General features: G+C 60.6%; 9 protein-coding genes. 1 reads left to right on the top strand and 8 read right to left on the bottom strand.

Translation table 11 applies throughout. The features are described 5' to 3' along the window. Positions 1 to 232 precede the first annotated feature (232 nt). Positions 233 to 1129, bottom strand: coding sequence for a LysR family transcriptional regulator (locus tag PMI21_RS18190; protein ID WP_007936838.1), 897 nt, complete (start codon positions 1127 to 1129; stop codon positions 233 to 235). A 118-nt stretch (positions 1130 to 1247) separates the two neighbouring features. Here PMI21_RS18190 and PMI21_RS18195 point away from each other — a divergent pair, with 118 nt between their 5' ends. After that, positions 1248 to 2522: an MFS transporter gene (locus tag PMI21_RS18195; RefSeq protein WP_007936837.1), complete on the top strand. Its 1275-nt coding sequence runs from the start codon at positions 1248 to 1250 to the stop codon at positions 2520 to 2522. A gap of 63 nt (positions 2523 to 2585) precedes the next feature. Here the strand turns inward: PMI21_RS18195 and hemE are convergent, their stop codons facing one another. From hemE to pilQ, 7 genes are all read right to left on the bottom strand, one after another. Continuing rightward, positions 2586 to 3653, bottom strand: coding sequence for a uroporphyrinogen decarboxylase (gene hemE, locus PMI21_RS18200; protein WP_007936834.1), 1068 nt, complete (start codon positions 3651 to 3653; stop codon positions 2586 to 2588). 164 nt (positions 3654 to 3817) lie between these two features. Continuing rightward, a complete protein-coding gene (locus PMI21_RS18205) occupies positions 3818 to 5236 on the bottom strand; it encodes an FAD-dependent oxidoreductase (protein ID WP_007936832.1) in 1419 nt (472 codons plus the stop codon). A gap of 33 nt (positions 5237 to 5269) precedes the next feature. Then, positions 5270 to 9715, bottom strand: a complete 4446-nt coding sequence (gltB, locus tag PMI21_RS18210; protein ID WP_007936831.1) for a glutamate synthase large subunit — start codon at positions 9713 to 9715, stop codon at positions 5270 to 5272. 614 nt (positions 9716 to 10329) lie between these two features. Continuing rightward, the gene (locus PMI21_RS18215) at positions 10330 to 11943 is read right to left on the bottom strand and encodes an AAA family ATPase (RefSeq protein ID WP_007936830.1); all 1614 of its coding nucleotides are present in this window, start codon (positions 11941 to 11943) and stop codon (positions 10330 to 10332) included. 10 nt (positions 11944 to 11953) lie between these two features. Continuing rightward, the gene (aroB, locus tag PMI21_RS18220; RefSeq protein WP_007936829.1) at positions 11954 to 13054 is read right to left on the bottom strand and encodes a 3-dehydroquinate synthase; all 1101 of its coding nucleotides are present in this window, start codon (positions 13052 to 13054) and stop codon (positions 11954 to 11956) included. 150 nt (positions 13055 to 13204) lie between these two features. Continuing rightward, positions 13205 to 13723, bottom strand: a complete 519-nt coding sequence (gene aroK, locus PMI21_RS18225) for a shikimate kinase AroK (protein ID WP_019581860.1) — start codon at positions 13721 to 13723, stop codon at positions 13205 to 13207. A gap of 4 nt (positions 13724 to 13727) precedes the next feature. After that, entirely contained in the window at positions 13728 to 15803 is a 2076-nt protein-coding gene (pilQ, locus tag PMI21_RS18230; protein WP_007936827.1) for a type IV pilus secretin PilQ, read from the bottom strand. Positions 15804 to 15813: the final 10 nt, after the last annotated feature.

Below are 15813 nucleotides of genomic sequence, written 5' to 3'. Positions count from 1 at the left end.
TGAAAGGGGATTTGGCGAGGGTTCAGTAAGAGCTTTCAGCCAAGATGCTTTCTCCCGAAAGCGGTATGTCATTTCCCGGCGCATTCCCTGTAGGAGCTGCCGAAGGCTGCGATCTTTTGATCTTGATTGTTAACGCAATTGAACTCGCTAAAGATCAAAAGATCGCAGGCTCCGCCAGCTCCTACATAGATCGGTGTAGGCCTGCCGAAGGCTACGATCTTTTAAAGGTTTATCACATTCCCTCAACCTTACGCGTCAGCAACTCCACGAACGCCTTCGCCATCGGCGACTTCTGATCCTTGCGCTGCACCAGCCACACCGCCGAAATCGCCTCTGGATCAAGCAGCGGGCGATAGACCACGCCATCAATGCGCATCCGCTGGTAAGACGCCGGCAACACCGACACCCCAAGCCCCGCCGCCACCAACCCGATGATGGTCATCGCCTCGCCAGCCTCCTGAGCAAAGTGCGGGCTGAAGCCGGCGTCCCGCGCCAGGCTGAGCAGTTGTGCGTACAGACCGCTGCCATAGCTGCGCGGGAAAAATACGAACGGTTCGAGGGCCAGGGCGGACAGGAACAGGCCTTCTTCGCTGCTGCTCACCAGCGGATGTTTGGAGCTGAGTACCGCCACCAGTGGCTCACGCATCAATTCCACCACGCTGAGGGAGTCCGGCAAGCCCAGCGGTCGCATGATGCCGACTTCAATCGACTCGTCCACCAGCGCATCGGCCACTTGAGTGCTGCTCATTTCTCGCAGGTTCAGGTGCACCGCCGGGAAGCGTTGGCGAAACGAGAAAATCGCCTGGGGAATGGTCGAGTTGAACGGCGCCGACGAGGTGAAGCCGATCTTCAGTTCACCCAATTCACCAAGTTGTGCCCGCCGAGCCACATCCGCCGCTTTGTCGACCTGAGCCAGCACCAACCGCGCCTCTTCCAGAAACAGCCGACCGGCCTCGCTGAGTTCGACCCGACGATTGGTGCGCTCGAACAGACGCGCCCCCACTTCCTGCTCCAGCGCCTGAATCTGCTGGCTCAGCGGCGGTTGCGAGATGCCCAGCACCTGGGCGGCGCGGCCGAAATGCAGTTCTTCGGCGACGGCGATGAAGTAGCGCAGGTGACGCAATTCCATGAAAACCCCATTAGGTCGTTAAACCTATCAAACAGGTCGAACAATATATTGGATAGAAACATTAGCCAGCTATATGATTTTTTCATTGCCTGACCGGCTGCGTCCTCCGAGGTCCGAAGTGAAAACTGCTGTCGCCCCACTCGCCCATGAAATTCCGCCCGCCGCGCTGAACGATGTCGTCGCTGAACGCAACGAGATCTACATCGAAAAAGGCACGCCGATGTTCATGCGCACGGTGCTGGCGCTGTTCTCCGGCGGCTTCGCGACCTTTGCCTTGCTCTACTGCGTGCAGCCGATGATGCCGCTGCTGTCCCGCGAGTTTTCCATCAATGCGGCCCAGAGCAGCCTGATCCTGTCGGTCGCCACCGGCATGCTTGCTATCGGCTTGCTGATCACCGGCCCCATCTCCGATCGCATCGGACGTAAACCGGTGATGGTCGCCGCACTGTTCGCTGCCGCACTGTGCACCATCGCCAGCGCGATGATGCCGAGCTGGCAAGGCGTGCTGGTGATGCGGGCGCTGGTGGGCCTGTCGTTGAGCGGTCTGGCGGCGGTGGCGATGACTTACCTGAGCGAAGAGATCCACCCGCAGCACCTCGGCCTGGCCATGGGCTTGTACATCGGAGGCAACGCCATCGGCGGCATGTGCGGACGATTGATTGTCGGGGTGCTGATCGACTTCGTCAGCTGGCACACGGCAATGCTGGTCATCGGCGGCCTGGCGCTGATTGCCGCAGCGGTGTTCTGGAAAATCCTTCCCGAATCGCGCAACTTCCGCCCTCGTTCACTACACCCGCGCAGTTTGCTGGACGGCTTCACCATGCACTTTCGCGATGCCGGCCTGCCGCTGTTGTTTGTCGAGGCGTTCGTGCTGATGGGCGCGTTCGTCACCCTGTTCAACTACATCGGCTATCGCCTGCTGGCAGAGCCGTATCACATGGACCAGGCCTTCGTCGGACTGCTCTCGGTGGTGTACCTGTCGGGCATCTACAGCTCGGCGAAAATCGGCGCCCTGGCCGACCAGCTCGGCCGGCGCAAAGTGCTCTGGGCAACCATTGTGGTGATGCTCGCGGGCCTTGCGTTGACGATGTTTACGCCGCTGCCGGTGGTGATCATCGGCATGCTGATCTTCACCTTTGGCTTCTTCGGCGCGCATTCGGTGGCCAGCAGCTGGATCGGCCGTCGTGCGATCAAGGCCAAGGGACAGGCATCGTCGCTGTACCTGTTCAGCTATTACGCCGGGTCGAGTGTCGCGGGTACGGCGGGCGGCGTGGCCTGGCATATGGGTGGCTGGAACGGGATCGGGTTGTTCATCAGCGGATTGCTGGTGATTGCGTTGCTGGTGGCGTTGAAGCTGGCGAAGTTGCCGCCGTTGGAGAATTTGAAGGCTTAAAAGCAAAAGATCTTTGATACAAAAACGCCCGGCAAATGCCGGGCGTTTTTTATTGGGCGACGATCACTCGTGATATTGCGCCGACAGCTCATGCACAGCGCGCAGGAACGCACCGGCATGTTCCGGATCGACTTCCGGCGTAATGCCATGGCCGAGGTTGAACACATGGCCGCTGCCCTTGCCGTAGCTGGCGAGGATCCGGCCGACTTCGGCGCGGATGGCTTCTGGCTTGGCGTAAAGCACGGTCGGGTCCATGTTGCCTTGCAGGGCGACTTTGTTGCCGACGCGTTGACGGGCCTCACCGATGTCGCAGGTCCAGTCCAGACCCAGTGCATCAGCGCCGGCGTCGGCGATGCTTTCCAGCCACAGGCCGCCATTTTTGGTGAACAGGATGACCGGCACTTTGCGGCCTTCGTGTTCGCGGATCAGGCCGCTGACGATTTTGCGCATGTAGGCCAGGGAGAATTCCTGGTACGCTGCCGACGAAAGATTACCGCCCCAGGTGTCGAAGATCTGCACCGCTTGCGCGCCGGCCAGGATCTGGCCATTGAGGTAGGACGTGACCGACTGCGCAAGCTTGTCCAGCAGCAGGTGCATGGCTTGCGGGTTGTCGTAGAGCATGGCCTTGGTCTTGCGGAAGTCTTTCGACGAACCGCCTTCGACCATGTAGGTGGCCAGGGTCCACGGGCTGCCGGAGAAACCGATCAGCGGCACGCGACCGTTCAGTTCGCGGCGGATGGTGCTGACTGCGTCCATCACGTAGCCGAGGTCTTTCTGTGGATCAGGAATCGGCAGGGCTTCGACGTCGGCCAGGGTGCTGACGACTTTCTTGAAACGCGGACCTTCACCGGTTTCGAAGTACAGGCCTTGGCCCATGGCATCGGGGATGGTCAGGATGTCGGAGAAGAGGATCGCCGCGTCCAGTTGCGGATAGCGATCGAGGGGTTGCAGGGTGACTTCGCAAGCGAATTCCGGATTCATGCACAGGCTCATGAAGTCACCGGCCTTGGCACGGCTGGCGCGGTATTCCGGCAAGTAGCGGCCGGCCTGGCGCATCATCCACACGGGGGTGACGTCTACGGGTTGCTTGAGCAGGGCGCGGAGGAAACGGTCGTTCTTCAGGGCAGTCATGTCGGCATCCGGAAAAAAAGTGCGGGCATTTTCTCAGAGCGCGACGCAAAAGGCACGGCAAGAGCCGTTCCTTTTGTCTATCGGGTCAATTTGTCGCGGTTTTTGGCACCGAAAGATCGTTCCCACGCTCTGCGTGGTAACGATCAGTCGCCGATCAAGCTGATTTACACACCCAGGTAATCCAGGATCCCTTCAGCGGCATTGCGGCCTTCGAAGATGGCCGTCACCACCAGGTCGGAACCGCGCACCATGTCGCCACCGGCGAAGATTTTCGGGTTGCTGGTCTGGTGCTTGTACTGGCCTTGTTCCGGCGCCACGACGCGGCCCTGGCTGTCGGTCTGGATGCTGAACTGCTCGAACCACGACGCCGGGCTTGGACGGAAACCGAACGCGATGACCACGGCGTCGGCCGGGATGATCTCTTCGGAACCCGGAATCGGCTCGGGGCTGCGACGGCCACGGGCGTCCGGCTCGCCGAGACGGGTCTCGACCACCTTCACGCCTTCGACACGGTCTTCACCGACGATTGCGATCGGCTGGCGGTTGTAGAGGAATTTCACGCCTTCTTCCTTGGCGTTCTTCACCTCTTTGCGCGAGCCCGGCATGTTCGCTTCGTCACGACGATAGGCACAGGTCACCGCCTTGGCGCCCTGACGAATCGAGGTACGGTTGCAGTCCATCGCCGTGTCGCCGCCGCCCAGCACCACCACTTTCTTGCCTTTCATGTCGACGAAATCTTCCGGCGACTTTTCAAAGCCCAGGTTGCGGTTGACGTTGGCGATCAGGAAGTCCAGCGCGTCGTGCACGCCCGGCAGGTCCTCGCCGGCGAAGCCGCCCTTCATGTAGGTGTAGGTGCCCATGCCCATGAATACCGCATCGAACTCTTCGAGCAGTTGTTCCATGGTCACGTCCTTGCCCACTTCGGTGTTCAGGCGGAACTCGATGCCCATGCCGGTGAAGACTTCGCGGCGATTGCTCAGCACGGTCTTTTCCAGCTTGAACTCGGGGATGCCGAAGGTCAGCAGACCGCCGATTTCCGGGTTCTTGTCGAACACCACCGGCGTCACACCGCCGCGCACCAGCACGTCGGCACAGCCCAGGCCCGCAGGGCCCGCACCGATCACCGCAACACGCTTGCCAGTCGGCTTGACCTTGGACATGTCCGGGCGCCAGCCCATGGCGAACGCGGTGTCGGTGATGTACTTCTCGACCGAGCCGATGGTCACCGCACCGAAACCGTCGTTGAGGGTGCAGGCCCCCTCGCACAGACGATCCTGAGGACACACCCGGCCGCAGACTTCCGGCAGGGTGTTGGTCTGGTGCGACAGCTCGGCGGCCTGGAGGATGTTGCCCTCGGCCACCAATTTGAGCCAGTTGGGAATGAAGTTGTGCACCGGGCACTTCCATTCGCAATACGGGTTACCGCAACCCAGGCAGCGGTGGGCCTGATCGGCCGACTGCTGGGGTTTGAACGGTTCGTAGATTTCCACGAACTCTTTCTTGCGTTGACGCAACAGTTTCTTCTTCGGATCCTTGCGCCCGACATCGATGAACTGGAAGTCGTTATTCAGACGTTCAGCCATAGTTAAAACCTCATCAAACTCTTCAGGCGCATATCACTGCGGGTTGGCACGGGTGCTGGAAAGCAACGATTTCAGGTTGGCAGCCTTGGGCTTGACCAGCCAGAAACGACGCAGATAGTCATCGAGGTTTTCAGCGAGGTTACGACCCCACTCGCTGTCGGTTTCCTCGACGTATTCGTTCAGCACGCGTTGCAAGTGGCTGCGATAGGCTTCCATCGCCTCACCGCTGATCCGCTGGATTTCCACCAGTTCGTGGTTGACCCGGTCAACGAAGGTGTTGTCCTGGTCGAGCACGTAGGCGAAACCGCCGGTCATGCCTGAGCCGAAGTTGTAACCGGTCTTGCCCAGAACGCAGACGAAACCACCCGTCATGTACTCGCAGCAGTGATCGCCTGTGCCTTCCACCACAGTGTGAGCACCGGAGTTACGCACCGCGAAACGCTCGCCAGCGGTGCCGGCGGCGAACAGCTTGCCGCCGGTGGCGCCGTACAGGCAGGTGTTGCCGATGATGGCACTGTCCTGCGTCTTGTAGAGGCTGCCTTTCGGCGGAACGATGACCAGTTTGCCGCCGGTCATGCCTTTGCCGACGTAGTCGTTGGCATCGCCTTCCAGGTACATGTTCAGGCCACCGGCGTTCCACACGCCGAAGCTCTGACCCGCCGTCCCTTTGAAGCGGAAGGTGATCGGCGCGTTGGCCATGCCCTGGTTGCCGTGTTTGCGGGCGATTTCACCGGAGATCCGCGCGCCGATGGAACGGTCGCAGTTGCAGATATCCAGGGCGAAATCGGCACCGCTCAGGTCGTTGATTGCCGAGGTGGCCATGTCGACCATTTTCTCGGCCAACAGGCCTTTGTCGAACGGCGGGTTGCGGTCGACCTGGCAGAATTGAGGCTTGTCTGCCGGGATGTGATCGCTGCCGAGCAACGGAGTCAGGTCCAGGTGGTTCTGCTTGGCGGTCTGGCCTTCGAGGACTTCCAGCAGATCGGTACGGCCGATCAGCTCTTCGAGGGAGCGTACGCCCAGCTTGGCCAGCCACTCACGGGTTTCTTCGGCGACGTAGGTGAAGAAATTCACCACCATGTCGACGGTCCCGATGTAGTGATCCTTGCGCAGCTTCTCGTTCTGAGTCGCGACGCCGGTGGCGCAGTTGTTCAGGTGGCAGATGCGCAGGTATTTGCAGCCCAGGGCGATCATTGGCGCGGTGCCGAAGCCGAAGCTTTCAGCGCCGAGGATCGCGGCCTTGATCACGTCGAGGCCGGTTTTCAGGCCACCATCGGTTTGTACCCGGACTTTGCCGCGCAGGTCGTTGCCACGCAGGGTCTGGTGGGTTTCGGCCAGGCCGAGTTCCCACGGTGCGCCCGCGTATTTGATCGAGGTCAGTGGCGATGCACCGGTGCCGCCGTCGTAGCCGGAGATGGTGATCAAGTCCGCGTAGGCCTTGGCCACACCGGCCGCGATGGTGCCGACGCCCGCTTCTGCCACCAGTTTCACCGAAACCAGCGCATTCGGGTTGACTTGTTTCAGGTCGAAAATCAGCTGCGACAAGTCTTCGATCGAATAGATGTCGTGGTGCGGCGGAGGCGAAATCAGGGTCACGCCCGGCACTGCGTAACGCAGCTTGGCGATCAGACCGTTGACCTTGCCGCCTGGCAACTGACCACCTTCGCCGGGCTTGGCACCCTGGGCGACTTTGATCTGCAGCACTTCGGCGTTGACCAGGTATTCCGGGGTCACACCAAAGCGGCCAGTGGCGACCTGCTTGATTTTCGAGCTCTTGATGGTGCCGTAGCGCGCCGGGTCTTCACCGCCTTCGCCGGAGTTGGAACGCGCGCCAAGGCGGTTCATGGCTTCGGCCAGGGCTTCGTGGGCTTCCGGCGACAGAGCACCGAGGGAGATACCCGCGGAGTCGAAGCGCTTGAGCACCGATTCCAGAGGCTCGACTTCGCTGATGTCCAGCGGCGTGTCCAGGGTCTTGACCTTGAACATGTCGCGGATCATCGACACCGGACGGTTGTCCACCAGCGCCGTGTATTCCTTGAACTTGCTGTAGTCGCCCTGCTGCACAGCGGCTTGCAGGGTGTTGACCACATCCGGGTTGTAGGCGTGATATTCGCCACCGTGGACGAACTTCAGCAGGCCACCTTGCTGGATCGGCTTGCGCGGGCTCCAGGCTTCGGCCGCCAGGGCTTTCTGCTCGGCTTCGATGTCGACGAAGCGCGCACCCTTGATGCGGCTTGGCACGCCACGGAAGCTCAGTTCGCAGACTTCTTCGGACAGGCCGATAGCTTCGAACAGCTGCGCACCGCGATACGACGTGATGGTCGAGATGCCCATCTTCGACAGGATCTTGAGCAGGCCCTTGGTGATGCCTTTGCGGTAGTTCTTGAACACCTCATAGAGGTCGCCCAGCACTTCACCGGTGCGGATCAGGTCGCCCAGCACTTCATAGGCCAGGAACGGGTAGACCGCCGAGGCGCCGAAACCGATCAGCACCGCGAAGTGGTGCGGATCACGAGCGGTCGCGGTTTCCACCAGAATGTTGGAGTCGCAACGCAGGCCTTTTTCGGTCAGGCGGTGGTGCACCGCACCGGTGGCCAGCGAAGCGTGGATCGGCAGCTTGCCCGGAGCAATGTGACGGTCACTCAGTACGACCTGGGTGCGACCGGCGCGAACGGCTTCTTCGGCCTGATCGGCGACGTTACGCACCGCGGCTTCGAGGCCGACGCTCTCGTCATAGTTGAGGTCGATGATCTGACGCTCGAAACCTGGGCGATCGAGGTTCATCAACGAGCGCCACTTGGCCGGAGAAATGACCGGCGAGCTGAGGATCACGCGCGAGGCGTGTTCCGGCGACTCCTGGAAGATGTTGCGCTCGGCACCGAGGCAGACTTCCAGCGACATGACGATGGCTTCGCGCAGCGGGTCGATCGGCGGGTTGGTGACCTGCGCGAACTGCTGACGGAAATAGTCATACGGCGTACGCACGCGCTGGGACAGCACGGCCATCGGCGTATCGTCGCCCATCGAGCCGACGGCTTCGTAGCCTTGCTCGCCGAGCGGACGCAGCACCTGGTCGCGCTCTTCGAACGTGACCTGGTACATCTTCATGTACTGCTTGAGCTGGTCGACGTCGTAGAACGCTGAACCGTGGTCGTTGTCTTCCATGGTCGCCTGGATGCGCAGGGCATTCTTGCGCAGCCATTGCTTGTACGGATGACGGGACTTCAAGCGGTTGTCGATGGCGTCTGTGTCGAGGATCTGACCGGTTTCGGTGTCCACGGCAAAGATCTGGCCCGGGCCGACACGCCCCTTGGCGATCACGTCTTCAGGCTGGTAGTTCCAGACACCGATTTCCGAGGCCAGGGTGATGAAACCGTTCTTGGTGGTCACCCAACGCGCCGGACGCAGGCCGTTACGGTCGAGCAGGCACACCGCGTAGCGACCGTCGGTCATTACCACGCCGGCCGGGCCGTCCCACGGCTCCATGTGCATCGAGTTGTATTCGTAGAACGCACGCAGATCCGGGTCCATGGTTTCGACGTTCTGCCACGCAGGCGGAATGATCATCCGCACGCCACGGAACAGGTCGATGCCACCGGTGACCATCAGTTCAAGCATGTTGTCCATGCTGGAGGAGTCGGAACCGACACGGTTCACCAGCGGGCCGAGCTCTTCCAGATCCATCAGATCATTGGTGAACTTGGTGCGACGGGCCTGCGCCCAGTTGCGGTTGCCGGTGATGGTGTTGATCTCGCCGTTGTGGGCGAGGAAACGGAACGGCTGCGCCAGCGGCCATTTCGGCAGCGTGTTGGTCGAAAAGCGCTGGTGGAACACGCAGATCGAAGTTTGCAGGCGCTGATCGCTGAGGTCTGGATAGAAGGCGGTCAAATCCGCCGGCATCATCAGGCCTTTGTAAATAATGGTCTTGTGGGAAAAGCTGCAGATGTAGTGATCGACGTCGGCGGCGTTGGCCACGGACGAACGACGACGGGCGCTGAACAGCTTGATCGCCATGTCCTGATCGCTCAGGCCTTCACCACCGACGAACACTTGTTCGATCAGCGGCAGGCGCTCGAGGGCCAGGCGGCCGAGGACGCTGGTGTCGATCGGCACTTTGCGCCAGCCGACCAGGGTCAGGCCTTCGGCCAGGATCTCGCGGTTCATGTTCTCGCGAGCGGCTTCGGCGCGCGCAGGATCCTGGTTGAAGAAGACCATGCCCACGGCATATTGCTTGGGCAGTTCGACGCCGAAGGTTTCCTGGGCGATGGCACGCAGGAACACATCCGGCTTTTGAATCAGCAGACCGCAACCGTCACCGGTCTTGCCGTCGGCGTTGATCCCACCGCGGTGGGTCATGCAGGTCAGGGCCTCAATGGCCGTTTGCAAAAGGGTATGACTGGGCTCGCCCTGCATATGGGCTATCAGGCCAAAACCGCAGTTATCCTTGAATTCATCTGGTTGGTACAGACCTGCTTTCATAGACACTTTCTCACCAGGCTGCCTCTTATCGAGGCAAATTTCTTTTCAATTCAACCAGTTACCATCCGCGCCGAACGTACGCCAGCTTTGCGGGGGCAAAAGGGAGGTCATTGTACACACCGACACAGAGGCTCACAAATTTGACGACGAAATGTCGCAAATCTATGTCGCATTTGTGAAAGGTTTAAAGCGATATGCTGTGCTAGTCAAAACTTTTTTAATTTTGACCGCAGCGACTCAAAGACTACTGTGACGCAGACACCACAAGGCACGCGGTCGCAGGGACTGTTGGCGCTTGCTGGCGAACCGCGTTGCACGCCAACGTGCGCGAGGCAAGGCGCGGGATGCTGCCAATGGTTGTTCCCTTGGCAAATCCCGCAACGCAGCCTCGCGCACGTTGGCGCGCAACCCGAAGGGACGCGCCCCATTTGACGCTGGGCAGCGTTGCTCGGAACTTATTTGGAAAAACCAAACAGCGTTCCTCGCGCCTCGCCCAGCGTCAAATGGGGCGGCGTCGCGGTCGTCAGCAAGCGCCAACAGTCCCTGGAGGCGGCATGCGCTTGTAGAAATTTTGAGGTGCTTGGAGAGGCGGCCTGGGTAAGGCCGCCGAATCTTCAGCGAGTTGTTGCCAGTTCCTGTTGGACGCTGGCGACAGTGCGAGGCCAAGGTTTACCAGCCTGAACCTTCGCTGGCAAGGCCTTGATGGCAGTAACGGCTGCATCGCGGTTGGCGAAGCTACCGTAGGTGATGACGTAAAGCGGCTTGCCGTTGAGCACTTTCTTGAAATAACGGTACTCGCCGCCCTGCTCCTTGACGAAGTTTTGCGCGGTCGATTCGGAGCTGGTGCCAAGGATCTGCACTACGTAGCTGCCCGGTGCCTGGCCTGCGTACCAGCTGCCACCAGCGGCTTTGGCCACGGCAGCTGGCTTCTCGGCGGGTTTGGCCACGACGGCCGGTTTGGCGGGCGCTGGAGCCGGTTTGGCAGCCGGTGCAGGCGCTGGCGCTGGCTTGGCCACAGGCGCGACAGGCTTGGCAGTCGCGACTTGAGTCGGCGCAGGCGTCGGTTTGGCGGCCGGTGTCGGTGTAGGCCCCGCTGGAACACCTGCCGGCGGCGCGGTGGTGGTCACGGTCGGCGGTGTGGCGCTGGAACCTTCGACCGGTACGCCATCATCGCCTTCGGTAATGCCTCCAGCCGCTTCGGCCAACGGACCACGCATCACCGGCTGCGAGTTACCGACCAACGGTAATGGCATCGGTTGTGTGTTACCGGCGAACTCCACGGCGGGAGCGCCTGCGCTGTTAGGTTTTGGCGTGCCCTGGCCCAGCGGCAGTTGCGCCTGTTCGTTGGCAGGCGCGCCGGTGGTCGGTGCTTTGTTGCGACCCGGCATCAACCAGGCGGCAGCTACCGCGACCACGACGACGGCGGAAATCGCCAATACGTGTTTCTTCGGCATGTTGAACCCCATACTTGGACGCTTGACCGCTGAGCGGCTGGCAATCATGGCTTCGATCATTGCATCGCGGGCGACCTGGTTGATGTTGCCAGGCCAACCGTCGGAGCTTTCGTGAATATCAGAGATCTGATCCGCGGTGAAAAGTTCGATTCCCCGGCCAGCACCTTCGAGACGCTGATCGAGATATTCGCGGGTTTCTTCTTCGGTGTAGGGCTGCAATTCGATGACGTGAAAACGCTCTTCCTCGAGGCTCAGCGCATCAAGTTGAGCAATCAGCGAGGACTCGCCGAACAAGAATACGTGCGGACGACCTTCCGGCGCGCCGGTAGCCAGGGCCAGCAAGGCTTCCAGTGCAGACTCGTCGAGCTGCTCGGCGTCATCCACCAGCAAATAGACTTCCTGCCCCGTGAGCGCAAGCTGCACCACTTGAGCCAGGATCGCACCAACCTCGGCCTGGGCAACGTTCAGCGCCTGAGCCACCTGATTCAGCACGCCAGCGGCATCGCCGGCGCCACGGGCGGAAACCACCACGCTCTGCACTGACTGTTTGTTGGTGCTGGCCACCAGGGCCTGACGCAACAGGGTTTTGCCGCTGCCTTGCGGGCCGGTGACCACCAGCAGCAACTGGCTGTAGCGAGCCAGGTGGTGCAGCTGTCCCAGCACCGGTTTGCGCTGGGCCGGGAAGAATTTGAAGCCAGGCACCCGTGGAGCGAAAGGGTCATGACTTAACTGGTAATGGCCGAGGAAAGCCTCGTCGGCATGCAAACTAGTCATCGGGATCTTATTAACCTTTAAGCTGAGCCAGGGCGCGGTAATCCGCTCCCAGCGTGGCCTGTAAAACCTCTTTCGGATAATCGTCGGTCACCACTGCTTCGCCCATGTGGCGCAGCAGCACCAGGCGCAAACGACCGTCGATCACTTTCTTGTCAATTGCCATGTGTTCGAGAAAATCGGCTTCGGTCATCGCTTCCGGCGGGATGACCGGCAGTCCGGCGCGCTGGAACAGGCGAATACCGCGATCACGCTCCTCTTCGCTGATCCAGCCCAGGCGCGCGGACATTTCCAGAGCCATTACGGTGCCAGCAGCGACTGCTTCACCATGCAACCAGACACCATAGCCCATATGGGTTTCGATCGCGTGGCCGAAGGTATGGCCCAGGTTCAACGTGGCACGCACGCCGGTCTCTTTCTCGTCGGCACCAACCACCGCAGCCTTGGCTGCGCAGGAGCGTTCGATGGCGTAAGTCAGGGCGGCCTGGTCCAGGGCGCGCAGGCGATCGACGTTTTCTTCGAGCCAGGTCAGGAACGGCTCGTCGCAGATCAGCCCGTACTTGATGACTTCCGCAAGCCCCGCAGACAGTTCGCGGGCCGGCAGGGTGTTGAGGGTGGCGGTATCGATCAGCACCACGTTGGGCTGATAGAAGGCGCCGACCATGTTCTTGCCCAGCGGATGATTGATCCCGGTCTTACCGCCCACCGAAGAATCGACTTGCGAAAGCAACGTGGTCGGCACCTGGATGAAATCGACGCCCCGCTGGTAGCAGGCCGCCGCAAAACCGGCCATGTCACCGATCACGCCGCCACCGAGGGCAATCACCGTGGTGCGACGGTCGTGCCGAGCGGTCAGCAGGCCATCGAAAATCAGTTGCAGGGTTTCCCAGGTCTTGAAGGCTTCGCCATCGGGCAGCACCACTGAAATGACCGAGAACTGCGCCAGACTGCGGGTCAGACGCTCGAGGTAGAGCGGCGCGACGGTCTCGTTGGAGATGATCGCCACCTGCCGCCCGCGAATATGCGGGGCCAGCAGCTCAGGCTTATCCAACAAACCTTCGCCAATATGAATCGGGTAGCTGCGCTCGCCTAGATCGACCTTGAGTGTCTGCATGTGTCCCCACAGTGAAGATGGAATCAGGCGTCCTGCCTTGAGTTTACGAATTCCATGGCGTCTGCTGGTGTGACGCCGTCCGGTAGCCATCCGCCACAACCTTGAGCGGCTGCGACAGGACGCCGAGGATAGCGCATTTCGCCCCGTGCATTAACGGGGCGGCAGCTGCTGCAAGCGCTCGAGAATATCGAGCACCACCATCCGCGGCGGCCGCTCATCGGTTTCCACCACCAGGTCGGCGATTTCCCGATACAGCGGGTCACGGATCGCCAGCAAGTCCCGCAGGGTCTTGGCCGGATCGGCGGTGCGCAACAGTGGCCGATTGCGATCGCGAGCCGTTCGGCCCACTTGCTGCTCGACAGACGCGTGCAGATAGACCACCCGACCACCGGCGTGCAGCGCCCGACGATTGGCTTCGCGCATTACCGCTCCGCCACCGGTCGCCAACACCACGCCGTCGGACGCGCACAGCTCGGCAATCATCGCCTGCTCGCGGTCACGAAAGCCCGGTTCGCCTTCTTTATCGAAAATCCACGGGATATTGGCGCCCGTGCGCAATTCAATTTCCTTATCGGAATCTTTGAACGGCAGGCGCAGCTCTTTGGCCAGCAACCGGCCGATGGTGCTTTTTCCAGCCCCCATCGGTCCAACAAGAATCAAATTTCGCACAGAATCAATGACTCACAGCAATCGCCTGATTGTTCATGATACGCGGAGTGAGAAATACCAGCAGCTCGGATTTTTTCTCCGAAACCACGTCACGCCGGAAAAGGCGGCCAAGATACGGCACATCACCGAGAAATGGCACCTTATCTACAACCTTGCTCTGAGTATTTGAGAAAACCCCACCAATCACGATGGTCTCGCCGTCGTTAACCAACACCTTGGCGTTGACCTCGTTTTTCTTGATCGGCGGTACATCCTGCACTTTGTTCAGGTAGTCCGGTTCGTCCTTGGTGACCTTGACCTCCATGATGATGCGGTTGTCCGGGGTGATCTGCGGCGTCACTTCCAGGGACAGCGAGGCCTCCTTGAACGACACCGAAGTGGCACCGCTGGAGCTGGCTTCCTGATAGGGAATTTCAGTGCCCTTGAGGATTTTCGCGGTTTCCTTGTCAGACGTGACCACCTTGGGCTGCGAGACGATTTCCCCGTTGCCGGTTTTCTCCATGGCCGTCAGCTCAAGGTCCAGCAGCACATTGTCGGTAATGAAGGCGATGCCGATCCCCGAGGTGTTGGAGGAAGTCCCCAGATCGACGAACGGTGAGTTGGTGCTGGTGCTGCCCGGCGTACCGACGGTGGTCGAAGAGCCGTTGACCCCGGAGCCGTTCCAATTACCCTTCTGCACCGAACCGCCCCAGCGCACGCCGAGGCTTTTGTCGTAATCGACGTTGGCTTCGACGATGCGCGCCTCGATCATCACCTGACGCACCGGAATATCCAGTTGCGCAACGATGCGACGCAGTTCATCGAGGCGGTCCTGGGTCTGGTAGGCGATGATGTTGTTGGTCCGCTCATCGACAGTGATTGAACCGCGCTCGTCGACTTTCGCCTCGGCGCTGGTCACCGACTGGAACAGCTTGGCGATATCGGCGGCCTTGGCGTAGTTGACCTGCAACAGCTCGCGACGCAGAGGCGCCAGTTCGGCGATTTGTTTCTGCGACTCCAGCTCCTGACGTTCCCGGGCGGCAATTTCATCGGCCGGCGCCACCAGCAGCACATTGCCGATCTTGCGTTTATCCAGGCCTTTGGTTTTCAGCACCAGGTCCAGCGCCTGATCCCACGGCACATTCTGCAGGCGCAACGTGATGCCGCCCTGCACCGTGTCACTGGCCACCAGATTGAGGTTGGTGAAATCGGCGATCAGTTGCAGCACCGAGCGCACATCGATGTCCTGGAAATTCAGCGAGAGCTTTTCGCCGCTGTAGGCAAAACGTTCGGCGTTGCGTTTTTGCAAGTCATCGACAGTCATCGGCCGGATGCTGACGGTCAGTTTGTTATCGGTCTGGTAGGTCGAATAATCGAAGGCGCCGCTGGGCTCGATACTGATAATGGCCCGGTCGCCCGTGGCGCTGGCGTTGACGAACTGGACCGGGGTAGCGAAATCCTTGACGTCGAGGCGTACCCGCAACCGTTCAGGCAATTGAGTCCTGGTGAAGCCGACGATGATCTTGCCATCGCGTTCCTGGATGTCCGGGGCAATGGACGGATCCGATAGATCGATAACCACGTTGCCTTCACCCTGGGTGCCGCGCTGGAAATCCACGCCACGGATGGCTTTGCCCACGGGAGCACTGGCTCTGGCGGGCGCGGGTACCGCAGTGGCCGCGCGCGGTGCGCTGGCAATTGGTTTGGACGCCTTGTTACCGGCCGCCTGCCCGACGACCACGAACAGGTTGTTGCCTTCGACGCGTGCGTTATACGGAGTCAGTTGAGTCAGACCGATGATTAGCCGTGTGCGGTCCTTGGCTTCCACCACCGTGGCACTGCGGGCATTGCCACTGCCCAGGTCTCGACTCTTGCTCGCCAGCTGGCTGGTAACCCCCGGCAAATCCAGCGCAATCCGCGCAGGCTGCTCAGTCGTATAGCCATGAGGCTGCGGTGGCGGCCCATCGAACGACAACTTCAGCTCGACACGGTCACCGGGCAACGCGGCGACATCCAGCGCTTTGAGGTTGGCCGCCTGTACCATCGGCGACAGAAACGCTATCCATAGCGAAATACCGAAGGTTGAGAAAATCCTGTTCATTGTTCGAGTT

Source organism: Pseudomonas sp. GM18 (assembly GCF_000282195.1).
GTDB lineage: Bacteria > Pseudomonadota > Gammaproteobacteria > Pseudomonadales > Pseudomonadaceae > Aquipseudomonas.
Note: the sequence above shows the minus strand (reverse complement) of the source record. Positions and strands in the feature narration are given on the sequence as shown.